Origin of the sequence: Pseudomonas chlororaphis subsp. aurantiaca, assembly GCF_013466605.1 — a bacterium.
In the GTDB taxonomy this organism is placed as follows: Bacteria; Pseudomonadota; Gammaproteobacteria; order Pseudomonadales; family Pseudomonadaceae; genus Aquipseudomonas; species Aquipseudomonas chlororaphis_I.
On record NZ_CP059162.1, the window covers coordinates 2987002 to 3007982 of the forward strand.

At 59.8% G+C, this 20981-nt stretch carries 16 protein-coding genes, 1 tRNA gene and 2 pseudogenes; 12 read left to right on the top strand and 7 right to left on the bottom strand.

From position 1 onward, the window contains the following. Positions 1-324: 324 nt before the first annotated feature. Positions 325-1083: a carbon-nitrogen hydrolase family protein gene (locus tag H0I86_RS13750; RefSeq protein WP_180925433.1), complete on the top strand. Its 759-nt coding sequence runs from the start codon at positions 325-327 to the stop codon at positions 1081-1083. Next, positions 1080-1526: a GNAT family N-acetyltransferase gene (locus H0I86_RS13755; protein ID WP_180925434.1), complete on the top strand. Its 447-nt coding sequence runs from the start codon at positions 1080-1082 to the stop codon at positions 1524-1526. The genes H0I86_RS13750 and H0I86_RS13755 overlap by 4 nt, the downstream gene beginning before the upstream one ends. 55 nt (positions 1527-1581) lie before the next feature. On the opposite strand, the gene H0I86_RS13760 is transcribed toward H0I86_RS13755, so the two are convergent. Next, positions 1582-1812: a DNA-binding protein gene (locus H0I86_RS13760; RefSeq protein WP_025810110.1), complete on the bottom strand. Its 231-nt coding sequence runs from the start codon at positions 1810-1812 to the stop codon at positions 1582-1584. Positions 1813-1893: 81 nt separating this feature from the next. Between H0I86_RS13760 and H0I86_RS13765 the strand changes: the two genes are divergently transcribed. The 4 genes from H0I86_RS13765 (at position 1894) to H0I86_RS13780 (ending at position 6135) form a co-directional block, all read left to right on the top strand. Beyond that, complete coding sequence (locus tag H0I86_RS13765; protein WP_007924437.1) at positions 1894-2259, top strand: helix-turn-helix domain-containing protein; 366 nt, start codon at positions 1894-1896, stop codon at positions 2257-2259. A 145-nt stretch (positions 2260-2404) separates the two neighbouring features. Beyond that, the gene (gene gacA / locus H0I86_RS13770; RefSeq protein ID WP_009049615.1) at positions 2405-3046 is read left to right on the top strand and encodes a response regulator transcription factor GacA; all 642 of its coding nucleotides are present in this window, start codon (positions 2405-2407) and stop codon (positions 3044-3046) included. Positions 3047-3048: 2 nt separating this feature from the next. Next, positions 3049-4872, top strand: a complete 1824-nt coding sequence (gene uvrC, locus H0I86_RS13775; protein WP_180925435.1) for an excinuclease ABC subunit UvrC — start codon at positions 3049-3051, stop codon at positions 4870-4872. Positions 4873-4972: 100 nt separating this feature from the next. Then, a protein-coding gene (locus H0I86_RS13780; RefSeq protein WP_180921255.1) for an IS3 family transposase occupies positions 4973-6135 on the top strand; the annotation gives its coding sequence in 2 pieces (ribosomal slippage) (positions 4973-5228 and positions 5228-6135; 1164 coding nt in all). On the opposite strand, the gene H0I86_RS13785 is transcribed toward H0I86_RS13780, so the two are convergent. The 4 genes and pseudogenes from H0I86_RS13785 to H0I86_RS13800 all read right to left on the bottom strand — a co-directional run bounded on the left by H0I86_RS13785 (position 6128) and on the right by H0I86_RS13800 (position 8713). Next, positions 6128-6580: a hypothetical protein gene (locus H0I86_RS13785; protein ID WP_180925436.1), complete on the bottom strand. Its 453-nt coding sequence runs from the start codon at positions 6578-6580 to the stop codon at positions 6128-6130. The genes H0I86_RS13780 and H0I86_RS13785 overlap by 8 nt on opposite strands. Beyond that, a pseudogene (locus H0I86_RS13790) lies at positions 6510-6851 on the bottom strand (polymorphic toxin type 44 domain-containing protein); the annotation flags it as partial. The pseudogene H0I86_RS13790 and the gene H0I86_RS13785, both read right to left, overlap by 71 nt. A 555-nt stretch (positions 6852-7406) precedes the next feature. Then, positions 7407-7631, bottom strand: a complete 225-nt coding sequence (locus tag H0I86_RS13795; RefSeq protein ID WP_180925437.1) for a DUF7683 domain-containing protein — start codon at positions 7629-7631, stop codon at positions 7407-7409. Next, positions 7628-8713, bottom strand: a complete 1086-nt coding sequence (locus H0I86_RS13800) for a colicin E3/pyocin S6 family cytotoxin (protein WP_180925438.1) — start codon at positions 8711-8713, stop codon at positions 7628-7630. The genes H0I86_RS13795 and H0I86_RS13800 overlap by 4 nt, the downstream gene beginning before the upstream one ends. A 391-nt stretch (positions 8714-9104) precedes the next feature. Here H0I86_RS13800 and pgsA point away from each other — a divergent pair, with 391 nt between their 5' ends. The 3 genes from pgsA to H0I86_RS13815 all read left to right on the top strand — a co-directional run bounded on the left by pgsA (position 9105) and on the right by H0I86_RS13815 (position 10285). Next, positions 9105-9665 carry a CDP-diacylglycerol--glycerol-3-phosphate 3-phosphatidyltransferase gene (gene pgsA / locus H0I86_RS13805; RefSeq protein ID WP_009049612.1) on the top strand — a complete coding sequence of 187 codons (561 nt, stop codon included), beginning with the start codon at positions 9105-9107 and terminating at the stop codon, positions 9663-9665. Between the two features lie 63 nt (positions 9666-9728). Further along, a tRNA-Gly gene (locus H0I86_RS13810) sits at positions 9729-9804 on the top strand. Between the two features lie 235 nt (positions 9805-10039). After that, positions 10040-10285 (top strand): Arm DNA-binding domain-containing protein, encoded by a 246-nt coding sequence (locus H0I86_RS13815; RefSeq protein ID WP_506551578.1) that lies wholly within the window; start codon positions 10040-10042, stop codon positions 10283-10285. Here H0I86_RS13815 and H0I86_RS13820 read toward each other — a convergent pair. Then, positions 10280-11662, bottom strand: coding sequence for a sensor histidine kinase (locus H0I86_RS13820; protein ID WP_180925439.1), 1383 nt, complete (start codon positions 11660-11662; stop codon positions 10280-10282). The two genes, H0I86_RS13815 and H0I86_RS13820, sit on opposite strands and share 6 nt — an antisense overlap. Before the next feature lie 600 nt (positions 11663-12262). Beyond that, positions 12263-12563, bottom strand: a pseudogene (locus H0I86_RS13825) (transposase); the annotation flags it as partial. Between the two features lie 412 nt (positions 12564-12975). On the opposite strand from H0I86_RS13825, the gene fabD reads away from it, so the two are divergent. From fabD to H0I86_RS13840, 3 genes are read left to right on the top strand one after another with little or no spacing between them, the layout of a single operon-like run. Next, positions 12976-14856, top strand: coding sequence for an ACP S-malonyltransferase (gene fabD / locus H0I86_RS13830; protein WP_180925440.1), 1881 nt, complete (start codon positions 12976-12978; stop codon positions 14854-14856). Positions 14857-14859: 3 nt separating this feature from the next. Next, positions 14860-16134, top strand: coding sequence for an AMP-binding protein (locus tag H0I86_RS13835; protein ID WP_180925441.1), 1275 nt, complete (start codon positions 14860-14862; stop codon positions 16132-16134). Between the two features lie 39 nt (positions 16135-16173). Then, on the top strand, positions 16174-20964 hold the full coding sequence (locus tag H0I86_RS13840) for a beta-ketoacyl synthase N-terminal-like domain-containing protein (protein ID WP_180925442.1): 4791 nt from the start codon (positions 16174-16176) through the stop codon (positions 20962-20964). Positions 20965-20981 lie beyond the last annotated feature (17 nt).

Sequence of the window (20981 nt, forward strand, 5' to 3'; positions counted from 1 at the left end):
GCGACCCGTTCAAGTGGGCGCCGTTTGGGTATCAGGCGCGCCAGTGGCTAAACCAATACCCAAAATAAAAGCTCGCCGGAGCGCAGGCGTTTTTCACCCAGGCAGCCGCACCGGCGCGCGAGGCGCTGGCAGTGTGACGATGCAGGGAAAGGGTGAGGGACGACATGCTGTTTCTCCGTGAAGTGGGCCGAGCTTACTAGAGGCCGGGGGCGCGGTTCAATCAGAAAATCCTATTACCTTGCCAGTAACTGCCTATGAGTTAAGCGCTTCGAGGTTTTATGACACACTCGCCACGCCCTTATTTGTGCTCATTCAGGACCCGTCATGCCCCCCCTGACCCTTGCTGCCGCCCAATCGATTTCCAGCGCTGGCGACCTGCCGGGTAATATCGTCCGGCACCAGGCCTTTATCCGCATCGCCGCGGAGCAGGGCGTGCAGTTGCTGGTGTTTCCCGAGCTGTCCCTGACCGGTTACGAACCGGCACTGGCGGCCGAGCTGGCGCTATTGCCGCAGAGCCCGCTGTTGCAGCCGTTGCGCGACCTGGCCCGGGAACTGGGGGTGACGGCGGTGGTGGGCATGCCCATCCGTCTGTCGGCCGAGGGCCCGCTGTTGATCGGCGCCCTGGTGCTGGCCGCCGATGGTTCGCTGGCGGTGTACAGCAAGCAGCATCTGCATGCCGGCGAGGCGTTGGTGTTTAGTCCCGGGACCGGTGGCGCGAACCTCACATTCGCCGAGGATCAAGTCGCCCTGGCGGTGTGCGCCGATTTCTCCCAGGCCAGCCATGCGCGTGCGGCGGCGCATTCCGGTGCCGGCATCTATGCCGCCGGCGTGCTGATCAGCGAAAAAGGCTACGCCGCGGACAGTGCCTTGTTGCAGGGCTATGCCGCGGAGCACGCAATGCTGGTGCTCATGGCCAACCACGGCGGGCCGACCGGAGGCTGGGTGTCGGCCGGGCGCAGCGCGATCTGGGGCCCGGATGGCGGGCTGGTCGTGGCCGCGGCAGGCACGGGAGATGAGTTGCTGATCGCCCGGCGCACCGACGGTCGCTGGAGCGGCCAGCAGCTGAGGGTAGAAGCGTCTTGAGCGGTTTCCAACTGCGTCCGGCCAACACTCCGGAGGATCTGGTTTTCGCCCGCGACCTGACCTGCAGCGCCATGCTGGGGTATTACATCCGTCACGACCTGTTGTGGCTGGACGAAGCCTTCGATGTGGCCTGGGCCGGGCGGGAGAACCTGCTGATCTGCCTGGGCGCCAGGGTGCTGGGGTTTGTCAGCCTGAGTCGCGACTCCAGGGCTTTGTATATTCGCGAGTTGCATGTGCTCGAGGCGTTTCGCGGGCAAGGTGCCGGGGCCTGGACCATAGAACAGGTGCTGGCGATGGCGCGCGGCGAACGGCGCGGGCTGCTGCGGCTGACGGTATTCAAGGACAACCCGGCGCAGGCGCTCTATGGACGCATGGGGCTGAAGGTGGTCGGGGAAGATGAGTGTTTTCTGCGGATGGAGCGAAGCAGCGCCACGGATGCGTAGCTGCTGGTTGCTGTGCGCGGCGCGGTCGTCCCGAGCGGTGGGGCGCAGGCGGGGGTCAGGCGGGTTCCTGGTCGGGCCCCTCGGGCTCGGCGAGGATGATGCCGTCTTTCATACCCAGCAGTACCGCCACTTTGTGCGCCTCTCCGCGTCGTCCTTTCTTGCGTCCGGCCAATACCTGATAGGTGGTGGCTGGGTCGACCCCGTGTTCACGGGCGAACTGTTGAACCGATTTACCTTGATGTTCAAGCCAGGCCTTGGCTTGTGCGGCAGTGCGGATACCGGGCATAGTTCAAAACCGTTCAAATTTGTTCAATGCTTGAAGGGTGTAACACCCCTAGGGGTGCATAAAAAAGGATCATACATCCAAATGAGTGGAATCGGTTCGCGGTTAAGACAGGAAAGGGAACGCCTGGGGTTGTCGCAGAAGAAGTTTGGTGAAGTTGGCGGCGTGGAAGCCAATGCCCAAGGCAGATATGAAAGTGGAGACCGTGTACCCAAGGCGGACTATTTGTCCCGGGTGGCGGCAAAAGGAGTCGATGTCCTTTATATAGTGACCGGCAGGCGGACCCCGACCAGGGCCGATAACCTCAGCCAGAGCGAAGAGAAAATCCTCGTCAGTTATCGGGCCTTGTACAAGGAAGATCAGGACGCGATCCGGCACCTGACCCATACCCTTGCCGAGCTTTCGGTTTCCAGCCTCATGAAAAGAAAGGCGGATGCCCGAGAGCCTTAGGGCAGGGCGTTCGCAGTGCATTAACCAGCCACCGGATACCCCTGGTGAACAGGTGCTTTTTATATGGCGCTTGTCATTAGGTCAGCAAGCCGCTTTTTTGCTAAGGTGTCTGGCAACCTATAAGACCAAATCGCGAGGTGTCTGCTTGATTAGGGTGCTAGTAGTCGATGACCATGATCTCGTTCGTACAGGTATTACACGAATGCTGGCTGACATCGATGGCCTGCAAGTGGTCGGCCAGGCCGAGTCAGGGGAGGAATCCCTGCTCAAGGCCCGGGAATTGAAACCCGATGTGGTCCTCATGGACGTCAAGATGCCCGGGATCGGCGGTCTTGAAGCCACGCGCAAATTGTTGCGCAGTCACCCGGATATCAAAGTCGTGGCCGTCACTGTGTGTGAAGAAGATCCGTTCCCGACCCGCTTGCTGCAGGCCGGTGCGGCGGGGTACCTGACCAAGGGCGCGGGCCTCAATGAAATGGTGCAGGCCATCCGTCTGGTGTTTGCCGGCCAGCGTTACATCAGCCCGCAGATTGCCCAGCAACTGGTGTTCAAGTCATTCCAGCCGTCCAGTGAGTCGCCGTTCGACGCCTTGTCGGAGCGTGAGATCCAGATTGCGCTGATGATTGTCGGCTGCCAGAAAGTGCAGATCATCTCCGACAAGCTGTGTCTGTCGCCGAAAACCGTGAATACCTACCGTTACCGTATCTTCGAGAAGCTCTCGATCAGCAGTGATGTCGAACTGACGTTGCTGGCGGTTCGCCACGGCATGGTCGATGCCAGCGCCTGACAATGAGCGACCCGTTTGATCCCAGTGCTTTTCTTTCCACCTGCAGTGGCCGTCCTGGCGTGTATCGCATGTTCGATGGCGATGCACGTCTGCTCTACGTCGGTAAAGCCAAGAACCTGAAGAGCCGCCTGGCCAGCTACTTTCGCAAGACCGGCCTGGCGCCGAAGACTGCCGCCCTGGTGGGGCGCATCGCGCAGATCGAGACCACCATCACCGCCAACGAAACCGAGGCCCTGCTGCTCGAGCAGACGCTGATCAAGGAATGGCGGCCGCCGTACAACATCCTGTTGCGCGACGATAAGTCCTATCCCTATGTATTTCTCTCGGACGGCGAGTTTCCGCGGTTCAGCATCCACCGCGGGGCGAAAAAGCAGAAGGGCAAGTACTTCGGCCCGTACCCCAGCGCCGGGGCCATTCGCGAGAGCCTGAGCCTGCTGCAAAAGACCTTCATGGTCCGCCAGTGCGAGGACAGCTACTACAAGAACCGCACCCGGCCGTGCCTGCAGTATCAGATCAAGCGCTGCAAGGCTCCCTGTGTCGGCCTGGTGGAGGCCGAGGTATATGCCGAAGATGTGCGCCACTCGGTGATGTTCCTCGAAGGACGCAGCAATGCCCTGACCGATGAGCTGTCGGCCGGCATGGAGCAGGCGGCCAGTACCCTGGACTTCGAGAAAGCCGCCGAGCTGCGCGACCAGATTTCCCTGCTGCGGCGGGTGCAGGACCAGCAGAGCATGGAAGGCGGTAGCGGCGACGTGGACGTGGTGGCGGCCTTCGTCAACCCGGGCGGCGCCTGCGTACACCTGATCAGCGTGCGTGGCGGCCGGGTGCTGGGCAGCAAGAACTTCTTTCCCCAGGTGGGTATCGAGGAGGACGTGGCCGAAGTCATGTCGGCGTTCCTCGGCCAATACTTTCTCAGCAGCCCGGAGCGCGACCTGCCGAGCGAGCTGATCGTCAACGTGGTCCATGAAGACTTCCCGACCCTGATCACCGCGATCCAGGCCTTGCGCGGCCGTGAACTGAGCATCAGCCACCGGGTGCGCGGCACGCGGGCGCGCTGGCAGCAACTGGCGGTGACCAATGCCGAACAGGCCCTGAGCGCGCGCCTGGCTAACCGCCAGCATGTGGCGGCACGTTTCGAGGCCCTGGCCGAAGTGCTGAACCTGGACGATCCGCCGCAACGCCTGGAGTGCTACGACATCAGCCACTCCAGCGGCGAGGCAACCGTGGCGTCCTGCGTGGTGTTCGGCCCGGAGGGGCCGCTGAAGTCCGATTACCGACGCTACAACATCGAGGGCGTCACCGCCGGCGACGACTATGCGGCGATGCACCAGGCCCTGACCCGGCGCTTCAGCAAGCTCAAGGACGGCGAGGGCAAGCTGCCGGACATCCTGCTGGTGGACGGCGGCAAGGGCCAGCTGTCCATGGCCCGCGACGTGCTCAACGAGCTGGCGGTGCCCGACCTGATCCTGTTGGGGGTGGCCAAGGGCGCGACGCGCAAGGCCGGTTTCGAGACCCTCTACCTCAACGATGCGGCCCATGAGTTCACCCTCAAGGGCGATTCACCGGCGCTGCACCTGATCCAGCAGATCCGCGACGAAGCCCACCGTTTCGCGATCACAGGCCACCGCGCACGCCGCGGCAAGACCCGCCGCACCTCGACCCTCGAAGGCGTGGCCGGCGTCGGCCCCAAGCGCCGCCGCGACCTGCTGAAACACTTTGGTGGATTGCAGGAGCTGTCTCGCGCAAGTATCGAGGAGATTGCCAAGGCGCCGGGAATCAGTAAAAAGCTCGCTGAGTTGATTTATGCGAACTTGCATAGTGAGTAGGGGAGAGTTCAGGGGCGGAAAGGATCAGGCTCACCCTGTAGTGGTCTAATGAAACCGGACACCCATTTAGGCGAGAATGCTCGCCAGATAGAGGTGTCTGATGACCAAGCAACGTCGTTCCTTTTCCGCTGAATTCAAACGCGAGGCTGCAGCTCTCGTGCTCGATCAAGGCTATAGCCATATCGAGGCCTGCCGCTCGCTCGGGGTGGTCGAGTCCGCGTTGCGTCGCTGGGTTAACCAACTCCAGCAGGAGCGCAGTGGTGTTACTCCGCAGACAAAAGCGCTGACGCCCGAGCAGCAGAAGATCCAGGAGTTGGAAGCCCGGATCGCTCGTCTTGAGCGGGAGAAATCCATTTTAAAAAAGGCTACCGCGCTCTTGATGTCGGAAGAGCACGAACGCACGCGCTGATTGATCAACTGAGCACCCAAGAGCCGGTTGATTGGCTTTGTGTCGTCTTTGATATCACTCGTTCGTGCTACTACGCCCACCGCCTCAGATGTCGAACTCCGGACGTTGAACGACTTCGGTTACGCAGTCGAGTCAATGAGTTGTTCACGCAAAGTCGGAGCGCCGCCGGCAGCCGCAGCATTGTGTCGATGATGCAGGAAGATGGCGAGCAAATCGGACGGTTCAAGGTGCGTGGTCTGATGCGGGAGCTGGCGTTAGTCAGCAAACAACCTGGATCACATGCTTACAAACAAGCGACGGTTGAGCGGCCGGATATTCCGAACATCTTGAATCGAGAGTTTGAAGTGCCGGCACCCAACCAAGTCTGGTGTGGCGATATCACCTACATCTGGGCCCAAGGGAAATGGCATTACCTGGCTGTCGTGCTGGATCTCTATGCGCGCCGAGTTGTGGGCTGGGCGCTGTCGAGCAAACCGGACGCGGACTTAGTGATCAAGGCTCTGGATATGGCTTACGAGCAGCGTGGCCGGCCTCAAGGACTGCTGTTTCACTCGGATCAGGGCTCGCAATACGGCAGTCGCCAGTTTCGCCAACGGCTCTGGCGTTACCGCATGCGCCAAAGCATGAGCCGTCGTGGAAACTGTTGGGATAATGCGCCGATGGAGCGTGTGTTTCGCAGTTTGAAAACTGAATGGATACCGACCGTGGGCTACATGACGGCTCAAGAGGCGCACCGAGACATCAGTCATTACCTGATGCATCGGTACAACTGGACTCGACCGCACCAGTTCAACGATGGGCTGGCCCCGGCTCAGGCCGAGAAAAAACTTAACGTCGTGTCCGGGATTAGTTGACCACTACACCCTCGCATTTCTTCAAGCGAGCAATAATGTCAGGAGTGGTTCTCTCGATATCGACCCTGCCAGTCCTGTCAAGGTAGATGTCTATCGTTGCCCAGCGCTTAGGTGTGATGTCGATACATTTCCGAAAACCTCTGTCGGTCCACCAAAAGAACACCATGAAGAAGTTCTCATCAGGGAATACATGACCAAGCTCAGATGTAGCTTCCCCTGGTAGCATCCGCTGCCGCGTAATCTGGTCGTGCGTGTCCCAAATTAAGCGCAGTTCGTCCGTGGCCTCTTTAGGGTAATGGACAATTACGCCGGGAATAGCGAAGTACCAAGCCACCAGCGGAGCTATTAATAGGAAAAGGAACAAGTAACGAACCTTAAGTTTTCTTGCATTTGTGCTCAATGACACCTGCTCCCCATTCCTGTGGTGTAACTGCAAGAACCTCATCCATAACCATTTTTGCTGTTACCCCACCGTTGGGATGTTGGTTAAAGAGTTTAATGCCGATACTAATAGATATACGGTCTGGGTCGTCGTCCCAGGCACGGAGTCCGTCAACATTTTCAGCCCGGTGAGGTCCTCGGTGTTTCCGTCTTTCTGGTGGTTTCGTTATATCCGTGACCTTCCCCCAGGAGTCTGAAACTATCTGCTCGGCTCCTGCCCCATCAGCAAGTACGCTCTCGGAAAATCCCGCAACGCGGCCCACATAGCCATAGTGCGTAATTGCATGGACTTGACCACCCAATTGCATTGCACTTGACCACCCGCTTGCATTCAACTTGACCAGTCATTTGCATTCGCAATGACCATCCAATTGCATTGCCGCTGACCAGCCATTTGCATTCGCACTGACCACCTAATTGCATTTGACTTGACCATGTAACTCAAGCCCTAGCAAGGCTGTCCTGACCTTTTGGCAGGAATATATTCAGCCGCTCAGAGGGGCCTACAGAGTTCTAAAAAATCGTATGCAAAGGTCCGCTCGCATGTGCCTTGAGGATGCTCCAGCAGCCCCTATACTGGTTTTGTCTAGGGGAGGGAGTGGAATGGAAAGCCTGCTGCGCATGAATCGCCCAGACTTTCCCTAACCATGAGGAGAGTGCCCATACAATAAGACCACCACCCCCTATAGAAACTATCCCAGCAGTGAATAATCTGAATGCGTCTTCCAAGCTCACAATAGGTATCCTCGGATCAAAGGAGGGCAGTATGGTCGTATTGGTGGACTTTCGAGAATCTGACAGAAAAATCTGAACGATCACCTCAATAGCGATTAGGCGCTACATGTTAGAAAAAGCTCCAGATTCTTAGGCAGTTCCAGTGAACAGAGCTGTTCGATAGCGCTGATTTGCTCCGGGGTCAGCTGGTAATCGTAAACACAATCATCATCCGTTGCCCAACCCATAATTGGCTTAAGGTCCGCGACAGAAACCGGAAGATCCTTTTCAAAGGTTGCGAAGTCCTCGCCTTCAGGAACTCCCATAATCGTGTGCTTCATGGTTCTACCTTCCTTGTTGGGTCTGCTGGTTTATTCTGAGCGCCTGTCTCGTGGTTGTACTCACCAAGGTGCTTACCACGCTTGTTGTACACCTCGACCGCTCCATGCTGGAAATCCCACTCGTAGATCGTGCCGTCTCTATCCTTCCAACGTGGGCGTATGCCGCCGCCTTGAATTGGGGTCTTTGCTTTGGCCCATTTTGCGTCTGGAAACCCTGGTAAGAAGTTAGGCTTGGGATGGTAGCGGTTCCCTGGCACGCTAAGCGCAATATAAATTGGTTGAATGCCCGTATCGGGGAACCAGATGATTGCGTCTTGGTAGTCAGGCGGATGCTCTGGGTTGACCAGGATTTTATCGGCCTGTTCGGTCGGCGGGTATACCCATGCCCCAGGCTTCAACGAGGCGCCTTCAAGTGCGGGAATGCCTAATACAGCATTTGGGTCGGCTGCCGGGGTCCATATGACCTCTATGCCATTCCCAATGTCTGCGACCAGTTGATCACCCCGTGCTTTTGCTTCGATGACAGGCACCTGCTGCCACTCTGCCTTGGTCCCGGTATAGAACCCGTACACGCTCACAGAGCCATCTGGAAGGTGTTTCACGTTGACCCGCACACGGGTATTCCCTTGGCTCAACTGAGCGTACTGCTCGGACGTATAGAAAGCGCTGTCAGCAGACGTATCGTCAGGCAGTAGTAATGCAGCAAATCCCACAGCTGTCGCTGGACCGGCCAACGCTAAGGTGCCTCGAAGACGGGCCAAGAGGGCGGCAGCACTATCGGAGCCACCAATCCATTGCAATACAGTCCCGCTTGCGGATATCGCTTGGCCGGTCCCCATCACCGCATAGGTGCCGTACTGCTTCAGTGACTCGACAGGTACAAAACCGCCTGGGTTGCTGTGGTTGATTACCCCATCGGGTAACGTGCAGGACTTGGCAAAGACACAGCCTATAGGGTCGGGCGCTGCCTCTGGCTTCGCAGGGAGGTCTTTGTATTCAGCCCAGCGCTGTTCACCGATATCAACCGGCTCCACGCCTTTGTTTCGATAACCTTTAGGGGTATTGGCTACATAAGCGCTCATCCGTGTCTGCTTCCGCATTGTCCATAAAAAAGCCCCCAGGATGGAGGCGAATTGTTTGCAGTTGGCAGCTGGACGTTACCTTAAAGAGAGGCGAGCGGTATGTAGGATAATTCTGAACTTTAATGAAGCCCCTTCGAGAATCTGGCAGAAAAATCTGAATGACCACCTCAATCCACGTATGCGCCCAGGTTCCCCCGTGGGCCCTCGCGCCTGAGCCTCATCGCGTGTCCGCATGGGGTCCTTATCGCGCCCGCGCAGGCCTCAAAGTGTTAGAACTCTGTTAGAACAGTGTTAGACATGTCCCGCGAGAAGCCCGTAGAATGGCCACTGCCTGCCTCATCTGGGCCCTTTCTGAGTAGATTGCCAACTCACCTCGTAGCCAGTTGTGCCGATGAATATCCCTAATCTGATCACCGTTCTACGCGTTCTGCTCATCCCAATCTTCATTTTGCTGTTTTACTTGCCTTACAACTGGAGCTACATGGCCGCCAGTTCCGTCTTCGCGTTCGCCGCGGCCACCGACTGGCTCGATGGCTACCTGGCGCGACGCCTGGAGCAAAGCACGCCGTTCGGGGCCTTCCTCGATCCGGTGGCCGACAAGTTGATGGTGGCGGTGGCCCTGGTACTGCTGGTGCAAGAGCACGGCAACCTGTGGCTGACCCTGCCGGCGGCGGTGATCATCGGACGCGAAATCGTCGTTTCCGCCCTCCGCGAGTGGATGGCCGAACTGGGTGCCCGCGCGCAAGTAGCGGTATCCAACATGGGCAAATGGAAAACCGCCGCGCAGATGCTGGCGCTGGTGATCCTGCTGGCCAACCCACCGGCCTTCACCTTCTGGGTGCTGCTGGGTTATGCACTGTTGCTGATCGCGGGAGGGCTGACCCTGTGGTCCATGCTGCAGTACCTGCGCGCTGCCTGGCCGCATCTGAAGACTGATGTAGAAAAGAAATAAAACTTTTTTGAATCAAGGGGTTGACGCAGTTTCAAATTTCTATAGAATGCACACCACCAAGACGCGGGAATAGCTCAGTTGGTAGAGCACGACCTTGCCAAGGTCGGGGTCGCGAGTTCGAGTCTCGTTTCCCGCTCCAAATATTGCGCTGCAGAGTTCCACTGAATTCTGTAAGTGATTGAAATCAGGACCTTCGGGTCCTTTTTTCGTTCCGGCGGGAACCACTGAAATCCAGCACTATCCAGTGCTTTTAAGTCCCGATTTAAGTCTCGAATGGAGATCTTGAATTCGGATGTGCACTGAATCGGATTTTTGTTGGAGCAGCTTGGATAGCGAGACGAGCATCCGACCCTGGCTCTGTTCAGGAGCTCGCGATGGCACTCTCGGATACGACCGTTCGGCAAGCCCAGAATCACTGGCATGACTACACGATAGGCGACACGGATGGGCTTGCGCTCAACGTGACGGCCCGCGGCGGGAAAATCTGGCGTTTCAGATACTACTGGGCGGGCGTGCAGAAGCGCATGTCTCTGGGTAGCTATCCGCAAATCAGCCTCAAAGAAGCCGTGCCCGACGTGACGAGGCGCGAGCCTTGGTCGCCCAAGGCTCAATCCCTATGAGTCCTGTCGACAATGGAGCGTTAGTCGAGCTCCGCCACGTTCGCTGGTACCGACCTCCAGCTTAAACTCGTGCAAGTTGATAATGGCCGCCACAATCGACAGACCAAGCCCAAAGCCGGCATGTTGACTGTTATTGCCGCTGCGATAAAAGCGCTGAAACACAGAGGCCCGTTCGGCAGGCGAAATGCCAGGACCGGAATCCAGCACTTCGACCCGGATACTGCCCTTGTCGTTGTCCGCTCTAAGAATGACTTCACCTCCCTGCGGCGTGAATTTGATCGCATTGTTCAGCAAGTTGGCCAACGCTTCAAACAGCAGCGCCCGATCACCAGTCAAGGGTGGCAGCGACTCTGGGACCTGCAACTGGAATGTGAGGCGGTCTTCCTCGGCGAGCGGTAAGTAAAAATCATGAAGCTCTTGTAGTAACGCGAGCATGTCGAATTGAACGAAACCCGAGCGGCGTTGGCGATCTTCAAGTTCTGAGATGCGCAGCAGGCCCCGAAAACGCGCCATCAACGCATCGGTTTCGGCAATCACCTGGTTCATCTGCAAGGCTTCGTGCGAGTTCTTCGCAGCTTGTTGTTGAATGCGATAGAGCTGCATGCGCAAGCGGGTGAGGGGCGTGCGCAAATCATGGGCAATGTTGTCGCACACACCCTTGACTTCATTCATTAGTCGCTCGATATGATCAAGCATGGCGTTAACAATGGCCGCCAGCATGTCCAGTTCATCGCGTCTATCCGACAAGAGCAGGCGGTGCGTCAAATCCCCTGCAACGATTAACTCGACGCTGGCTTGAACTGCTCGAATCCGATGGAGCGGGCGGCGGCGCAACAGGTGCCACCCGACAATGCCTGGGATGATGGTCAGAGATAGCCCCCAAAGCAGCGCATGCAAGATGATTCGCGGAATGCCGAAAAGCGACCCGTGATATCGGGCCAGGACCAACCAGCGTCCATCATGGGTCTGTATGGCCACGGCGTCGCAACTGTCCTGAGGCAGCGTGGTGTCTTCGACCTCGGAACAACTCCTTAGCTCGTGAATCTTGCCGTCCAGAGGCAACTGCGCAGGAATCTGCCGGATCGGCCCGTTCAACGGTTTTTTCTTCTTATCGAACAGTCCATAGGTATCAACTTCATTCGTATCGAATGCCAGGCTGGTGGACAGGGCCTCGGTCAGTTGCTTGCCTTCAAAACGCGCGAACAAATGCTTGCGCTGCATCAGCGATTCGTCGGCAAGATCATCCAGGTAGGTGAAGACTTTGTAGTAGAGCACGCCCATGAGGATGCAGCCCCAGGTCACAAAGAGAAAACTATACAGCGCCAGCAGTCGACTGCTGGAGGAACGCCACCTTTCACAAGGTGTTGGCAGTGACATAGTTCGATCCTCGTACAGTTTGTTTAAATGAGATCAGGCCAAGAGTATCGCTGCGCAAGTGTGTGTTAGGCGCGTCGAGTGGTGGAGGGCTGGATTGAACCGGTACGCTGAAATGTCTTCGAAAATGATTCGAAGGAACCTGTTTGTAATCACACACCGGAAGTAGGGTCTCGATTTCAGCGGCTCAAAGGCTGTTTGGGCCGGGTTTCATGAACTTTACGGTTGATTCGGTTGGGTATTTTAATCACCTTGGTCGCGTCAGAGCATCATCTTTGGTGCTCAGGCCATCGCGCATGCCATATCTCTCGGCAAGCCCACCAAGGGTTTTAGTAATTTGCCAATATAAAATAGGTTGCTTATTAAAAAAGTTTCATGATGAGAGAGGCATCGTGTCGCCAGGTGAATGTAGCGCTCAACTAATCCCGGCCCCTGAATCGCCCCTGGGTTTCGTGGAGGCCGTTTCATTTTAGTCGGGCAATATCTGCTTGTTGCCGGTAGACGTTTGCCTCCTTGGGGAATGCGCCTTGATCAAGGCAAGCAACCGGCTCCATGGCTCGACCTGCTCTATCTCGTCGAAGAAGCACTCGCGCCGGGTTGCTTGCCACGGTCACCCAGATAGCCGTTGATGACCTGCAAAACCCCGGCCGCTAATTCATGTTTTCCCAGCAGGCGCCGAAGCTTGAGAATCGCCCGCCTCATCGAGAGGCGGTCCCGAAAAGCTGGCACGAGATCGTGGTCTCGTAGAGGGCTTCCTCCATCGCCGGATCGCTGTAGTCGAACCAGTTCTGCATCGAGTGAGCCCGCGACATGGCGAGCAACGGATGCTGCGAATGCCCCCTTCGCCGTTCGGATAATACGATTCGATCGAGGCAATCAATCCCTTCCAGGGCCCGACCTGATCAGCATATTAAATGCTTCAAATTTTTGTTGGGCGACTCAAAGAAGTTTCAATTAAATAGTTGGTTAATGTTTTTAAATAGTTAGTTAATGGATTTGAATTTTATTTTTATGGGTATTTATGTGCAGTGGGTAGTGGGGCTTGACACACTCTGCAGTTGGGTGGCGTGTGAATTTTTTTTTATAAATGGGTGCCGCGATTTCACTGGAAGAGTTGGTCCTCTGTGATACTTTTGGTTGCGGTTTTTAATGGCTATTTGATTGTCGAATTGATTGGGTTGGTGAACTTCTCTGTGGTCGATCAGTACTTGCAAGTGTTCTTGCAAACTGTGTGGCTCTGCTATCAGCTGAATGTGTGGCATGCCTGAATCCAATATTAATTTGAGGTCCAGTTGTGCCTGCTAAAAGGTGATTGAATGCAAAAGATCTATGTTTTTCCCGGCCAGGGTTCGCAATTCAAGGGCATGGGCGAGGAGGTTTTCGACAAGTTCAAAACCTATACGGACCTGGCCAGCGACATTCTCGGTTACTCCATCGTCGACCTGTGTCTCGAAGACCGGGATCAGCGCCTGAACCAGACTGAATACACCCAGCCGGCGCTCTATACGGTCAGTGCGCTGACGTACCTGGATCGGTTGCAGAGCGCTTCCGGGAACGAGCAGGTGGCGTATTTCGCCGGTCATTCCCTGGGCGAATACTGCGCGCTGTTTGCTGCTGGAGGCTTTGATTTCACCACCGGGCTGCAACTGGTCCAGCGCCGGGGCCACCTGATGAGCCAGGCGCCCAAGGGGGGCATGGCCGCCGTGCTGGGGCTGGGCGAGGAAACAGTCCGTACCATCCTGCGCGACAAGGGCCTGGACAGCATCGACCTGGCCAATATCAATTCACCGGATCAGATCATTCTTTCCGGCCTGCACGACCACATTGCCGACGAACGTACCCGAGTCATCTTCGAGCAGGCCGGCGCCAGTTATTTCCCGCTGAATGTCAGCGCGGCCTTTCACTCGCGCTACATGAAGAACGTCGAACGCGAGTTCGCCAGCTATCTGGCAGGGTTCGCGCTGCAACCCCTGGCGACCCCTGTCATCTCGAACATGACGGCGCGCCCTTATCCGCAGGGCGATTACGCCGCCATCCTCAGTGGCCAGATAACTCATCCGGTGAAGTGGTACGAAAGTATTTCCTGGCTGCTGACCCAGGATATCCAGCCGATCGAAGAACTCGGGCCCGGCACTGTCCTGACCAAGCTGACCGACAAGATTCTCAAGGCGCCGATGGTCATCCTGCCACCCGCCGCGGCGCCGGCCCCGGTTGCCTCGTCGATGCAGGACACGATCTTCATGTATGGCGGGCAGGGCACCCAGTACTTTCAGATGGGACGCGAGCTGTACCAGCACAACCCGGCCTTTCGCCAGCAGATGGATGCCTGCAGCGCGCTGGTGGAAGCGGAGGTGGGGTTTTCCCTGGTCAAGGTTATCTACGATGAATCGCGGCGGGTGTATGAGCCGTTCGACTCGATCCTGCAAACCCATCCCGCGCTGTTCGCCATCGGTTACAGCCTGACTGCTATGATGCGCGCCGAGGGGGTCGAGCCAAAAGCCGTCCTGGGCTACAGCCTGGGTGAGTACATCGGCTTGACGGTCAGCGGCTGCCTGTCCTGGCAGGACGGGCTGCGCCTGACCCTGCGCCAGGCGCGGGTGTTGGCCGAGCATGGCCCCAAGGGCGGGATGTTGAGCGTCCTGGCGCCCGTGGAGCACCTCCAGCAACACCCTGAGCTGTACCGGGGGGTGGAATTGGCCGGGATCAACTTCGCCGACAATTTCTGTGTCGCCGGCGCCCAGGCGGATCTGGCCCGGATCAGGCAAGGCCTGGACGCCATGGGGGTGATTTCCATCGAACTGCCCGTCCAGTATCCGTTTCACTCCAGCCATATCGAGCCGGTGCGGGACAAGGTCCTGGCGATCCTCGAGGGTATCGATTTCAAGGCGCCGGGCATTCCCTATTACTCCTCCACGTTTGCCCGGGCCATCCATGCCGGCGACCTCTCGAACGCCCGGGACTACCTGTGGCGCATCATTCGCCAGAGCGTCGACTTCCATGGCTTGATCAAGCACCTCTCGAACAGCGGCAACCAGGCGCTGTTCGTCGATCTGAGCGCCACCGGCTCGCTGGCCAACTTCATCAAATACACCCGCCCCAACGGTCTCAGGTACAGCCATTCGATCAATCAGTTCGGCAAGGACCTGAGCAACCTTCACATTCTTCTCAACGAAATCACCGGCCGTTCAGGGGAGTAGCCCATGTCAGTCAATCCTGTCCCATCGGCGTGGAGTGTCAGCACGCGCGACTTCGACGACCAAGCGGGTTTTCATCAGTTATTCGAGGCCCGGTCCCGGGCGACGCCGGACGCGATTGCCCTGGCGGATGCGCAGCACAGCCTGAGTTATCGCCAATTGGCGGAAAAAAGCACCCAGCTGGCTGCCTACCTGGCCGGGCAGGGGGTGGGCACCGGCTCGCGGGTCGCGATTTTCATGAACCGTTCCCCCGATCTGGTGCTGGCGATGCTCGCCATCGCCCGGGTCGGCGCTACTTATATCCCGCTGGACCCGGCGTACCCCGAACAGCGCTTGCGCTACATGCTCGAGGACAGCGACAGCCACTGGGTGCTGACCCAGGCAGCGGTCGAGCCGAGGCTCGCCGCGCTGCTGGGCGAGCACTGCAGCAGCCTTGCCCTGGACCGCCAATGGCCGCTTGTAGCCGCGTGCCGGGCGCACTTGCCGGAGTCGGCGGCGGCTGCCGGCAGCCTGGCCTACATCATCTACACCTCTGGCAGCACTGGCCAACCCAAGGGGGTGATGATCAGCCATCGTGCGTTGAGCAACTTTCTCCTGTCGATGGCCGAAGAGCCCGGCATGTCCGCCGCTGACACCTTGCTGGCGGTGACCACCCATTGCTTCGATATTTCCGGGCTGGAGCTGCTCCTGCCATTGGTCGTCGGCGCTCGCTGCCATATCTGCCCGGCCGAGACCGCGGGCGACGCCAGCCAACTGATGAGCCTGATTGCCCGGGTCCAGCCCAGCCTCATGCAGGCGACGCCGGCGACCTGGATGATGCTGTTCCACGCCGGCTGGCAGCCCTCGGCGCAATTGCGCATCCTCTGTGGCGGCGAGCCCTTGTCGGATGCCCTGAAAAGCTGTTTCGAACAGGCCGGGAACGCCGTCTGGAACATGTACGGGCCGACCGAAACCACCATCTGGTCGACGCTCCAGAAGCTTGAGCCCGGGCAACCGGTGTCCATCGGCCGCCCCATTGCCAACACCCGGCTTTACCTGCTGCGCGAGGACGGCAGTCATTGCGCCATCGGCGAACCGGGAGAGCTGTGCATTGCCGGCGCGGGCCTGGCCGTGACCCGCAAGGGCCTGAAGCTGGTGCTGCTGAACCTGACCCATGACGGCCAGACCGATGGAGTTCAGGAAAGCCTGGCGAAGTACTTCAGTTTCCTGCGCTACGAAATCCCGGAAATCGGCAGCCTGGTGCTGGACACCGACAGCCTGGACGGCACCCGCCTGGAGTAGATCGTCCGGCACCTGCATTGCCGGCAGCCGCACCTGCGCTTGCGCTGGCAGGGCGACCAGTGCCTGACCCCGGCCTTGCAACCGCTGGCCATTGCCCGTGATCCCGCCTCGGACCCGGCGCCGGACCTGTCGGGCAGCATGATTGTCACCGGCGGTTTCGGCGGGATCGGCTTGACTGTATTGCGCTGGCTGGTGAGTAAAGGCTTGAAATCGCTGATCGTCATTGGCCGCAAACCGCTGTCGGCGCCGCTGCGGCATCCCAGCCTGAGCGCAGGCACCACCGGGCAGGCGCTGATTGACAGCCTGGCCCGGGAACAGGGCGTGCGGCTGCACTACGTGCAATCGGACTTGAGCGACGAAGCCGCCCTGGCCCGGCAACTGGACGGCTTGCGCCCGATCCTCGGCGGGCCGATCAGCGGCGTGTTCCACCTGGCCGGCGTGACCACCGAAGCCGTTGCCATCCAGGCGACCTCGGCGACCCTGCTGGCCGACGTTGCCCGGCCGAAACTGGTGGGCGCGCAACTGTTGGAACGGCTCACGCTGGGAGACCCGCTGCGCTATTTCTGCCTGTTTTCGTCGATCTCGGCGGTGGAGGGCATGCAGGGCAACGGCCTGAGCGCCTACAGCGCCGCCAATGCCGGCCTGGTGGCCTTCGCCGCCGAGCGTCGGCAACGGCGCTTGCCGGCGCAACTGATCCAGTGGACCGACTGGGACGGCGCCGGGATGGCGGTGGCGCACAATCACCGGGCCTTTTTCGATGCCCTGGGCATGCGCATGCTGACCCCCGAGCAAGGGGTGATGTTGCTCGAACGTATCCTGGCCAACGCCATCGACGAGTGCATTGTGTTTGATGCCGATTGGGACCGGTTTGCCGCGATCAACCCGGCGATACAGACCCTGCCGGTGTTTGCCCATTACCGCGAGCGCCTGCGCAAGCCGGCGGTACAGGCGATGGCAACAGCCCGGGCCGCAGCGGGCGAACCGCTCGACATCAGCGCGCTGCTGCGTGACGAACTGCAACGGCTGCTGGGGTTGGAAGATATCCATCCAGACCAGACGTTCGCCGAGATGGGCCTGGACTCGGTCAACTCGCTGGCGTTCTTCTCCACCTTGTCCCAGCGCCTGGCCTATCAGGTACTGCCATCGGCGATCTTTCGTTATCCGACGATCCGTGCCCTGGCCGACTACATCGCCGCCAATCGTCAGCAAGGCCCGCTGAGCGACAGCCGCGATCCAGCCCCGGCGGCCATCGGTCAGTCGCCGGTCACCCGGCCGGCCGAGGATTACGCCGCCATTGCCATCGTCGGTATGTCCGGGCAGTTCCCCAAGGCGCCCGACCTGCCAAGGTTCTGGGAGCAGTTGTGCGCAGGCTTCGACGGGGTCGGCCACTACCCCAGGGCCCGGCGCGACCTGCTGGGCCTCAACGATAGCTTCAGCGACCAGGACCTGCTGGGTATCCATGGCGGTTACCTGGACGACATCGAGCTGTTCGACCCGGGCCTGTTCAATATCTCGCCTCGGGAGGCGCGCTTCATGGACCCCCAGCAGCGCCTGCTGCTGCTCAATGCCCACCGGGCCATCGAGGACGCGGGGATCAAGGACCATCCGGGCTTTGCGTGCACCGGGGTCTTCATTGCGCAGTACGCCAGCGAATACATGCAGTTCGCCAATGACTACGACAAGGACAATGCGCTGTTCATCGCCACCGGCAACGCGGGCTCCATCGCCGCCAACCGGCTGTCCTACCACTTCGGTTTCCGCGGCCCCAGCCTGGTGCTGGACACGGCCTGTTCCTCGACCCTGGTGGCCATCGATATCGCCTGCCAGTACCTGCGCAGCGGGCAGATCGACTTCGCCCTGGTGGGCGGCGTCAGCCTCAACCTGAGCCCGGCCCTGACCCGTCTGTTGCAGGACTCGGGCATGTTGTCGCCCTCGGGCCGCTGCCAGACGTTCGATGCCAGGGCCGACGGCTATGTGCCGGGAGAGGGCGTGGGCATGATTGTCCTGCAACGTGAGGCCGATGCGCGCCAGCACCTGGCGCAACACCCGGATGCGCGGGTGTATGCGCTGATTGCCGGTTCTGCGGTCAACCAGGACGGCAAGAGCAACGGCATGACCGCGCCCAACGGCCTGGCCCAGGAAGAAGTGATCCGCCAGGCCTTCCAGCGCGCCGGCCTGGCGCCGGCCCAGGCCGGCTACGTCGAGACCCACGGCACTGGCACCTACCTGGGCGACCCGGTGGAGATCGAAGCCCTGGGCAATGTGCTCAATGACGGGCGTGGCACCGGCGAGGGTTGCATTCTCGGTTGCCTGAAAACCAATATCGGCCACCTGGAACCCGCCGCCGGCATCGCCAGCGTGATCAAGGCCGCCTTGTGCCTCTACCTGGGAAGAGTCCCCGGCAATAACCACCTGGCGACCCTCAATCCGTTGCTGGCGCCGAGCCAGCCGGCGTTTCGCCTGCCGGACCGTCCTCTGGACTGGGACGGGACGGGCCGGGTGGCCGGGGTCAGCTCCTTCGGCTTTGGCGGGGTCAACGCCCATGTCGTGCTCACCTCGGTGGACACGCCAGCGCCAGCCCCTGAGCGCGAGCGGCTGTTCCTCGCCCATTACCCACGGCCCAGACTGGCGCTCAAGGCCTACTGGGCGCGGCGTGCGGCTCCCGCTGCCGCGCCCGCCGTGGCCACTGCGCCCGATGCCTTCCTGAAGGTGGCGTACTCGGGGCAGGGCAATGCTACCCGCGAGGCGCTGTTCACCCTGCCAGCGCAGACCCCGGGCTTGCTGGACACCGGAAATTTCCATGTCGGCTTCTATCTGGAGGCCATCTACCAGGTGTTTCGTGACTGCTTCGGGCGCAGCACCCTGCATGTCAGCCGTTTCGACTTCCAGTCGCCGCTGCTGATCGCCCACAACGTCACCACCCAGGTGCGGATGAGCATCGAGCCACTGGCCGCCGAGGCTTATCGCCTGAGGTTCGATTATCGGGCCCTGGTGCAGCACCCGGGCGCCTGGATGCAGACGGCCGAAGCCCTGGTGGATTTCGCCTCGATGGCCCAGGCCGATACTTCGGCACAGGCGCATCTGGCCGCGGTGTTGCAAAGCCCTGGCACGCTGAACCGGACCCTGGACGAAACGGCGTTTTACGCTCGTTACACGCAAATGGGCTTTCCCGCCGGCGGCTTCGTACGGGCCATCGACGAGTGCCGGTTCCACGAGCGCTTCAGCCTGTCGACCCTGACCGCACAGTTCGAGCCCGGTGGTTATGCCTTTGGCGCCCATCCGGGGCTGATCGATGCGGCCTTGCAGCCGTCGATCCTGCTGGCCGACAGCGACGGGAACGTGCCCTACATGACCACCGCGATGGAGGACATTTACCTCAACGGCCCCTTGCGCCGGGAGGAGGCGTATCGCCTGGTCAATCTGCTGCACGCGCCGACAGTTGAGGCCATCCCGGCCAGCGCTGTGCGCCGCTTCCAGACCGCCTGGGCGCTGCTGGACAGCCGCGGCGAAAGCCTGGTCACCTGCGGTCGCGCCAGTCTGCAGCAGCTGGCGGCGAGCAATCGCGAACTGTCCGACGCCGTGCAGACGCGGCTGGCCGAGGCGGGAGGACTGTCCAGCGCCGGGTTGCTGGCGATCATTGCCGAGCTGCTGGACTGCGCTCCCGAGGAGATCGACCTGGACAAGGCGTTGCTGGAGCTGGGCATGGATTCGCTGATGCTGATCAAGCTGCAAAAACGCCTGGATCATCAGCAGGTCGCCATCAGCGGCCTGTTCAAGATGACCCTGCGCCAACTGCTGGAGCAGGTGCGGCCGGGCGCGGCAAACGGCGCCGAGGTAGCGCACCCGGTCAGTCCTGCACAGCCAGCGGCGGACAACGGGTTTTCACCCTTTACCCAGCTTGCGCCCTGGTCTCGGGACAAGAACCGCTGGCTGCGCGGGCAGGCGCGACCAGGCAGTCGGATTCGCCTGTACTGCTTCCCCTACGCACACATGCCCACCACGGTATTCAAGGAGTGGCAGGCCTTGCTGCCTGATTATGTGGAGGTGCGTCCCATCGAACTGCCCAACCGCGGCGATCGGCTGCGTGAAAGACCGCTCCAGGATATGTGGACTTTGGCCGCGACCTTGACCGAGATCCTGGGCGATGAACTGGACCAGCCCTTTGCCCTGTACGGCCACAGTGCCGGAGCGCTGATGGCGTATGTCTGGTGCCTGCATCTGCGGGCGGTCGGCAAACCGTTGCCCCGGCATCTGTTCGCGGCGGCCTATTCCGCGCCGCGCCAGGAGGTCAATCCGGTGATCCGCGGCATGCTCGAGGTTTATCGCCAGCACGGCCTGGAGCGGATGCCCTCGCTGGACGACATCTGCCAGCCCGGCGCCGAGTCGGTGATCGGCAAGTTGATCGACGCGCTGGAATTTTCCATGAAGCAGGCCGGGGTATTCAATTTCAGCCGTGAGCTGATCCATGCGCAGTTGCCCTCCCTGGTGGCCACGTTCGAGATGGTCGACCGCTTCCAGCCGGGCACGCCGTCGCCCTTGGAGTTGCCGATTTCTGGCTTGCATGGATTGGCGGACATCCAAGTGCCAGAGGCCGATGTAAACGGCTGGCGACACCTGAGCAGTGCGGGATTCACCTTCAAGGCCTTCGAGGGCAACCACCTGTTTATCGAACCGACGCAAAGCATCAACCAGGTCACGGCGTATGTCGCTCAGGTTCTGCAAGCCATCGTCGGCAATGACCTTGAACCGCCGTTGTTCACTCCCGAAATCCGTTTGCCGCCCTCGGACATGGCCGTTGCGCTGCACGACAGCAGAAAGACCGGGGCCTGACGGCCCCACACCCACTT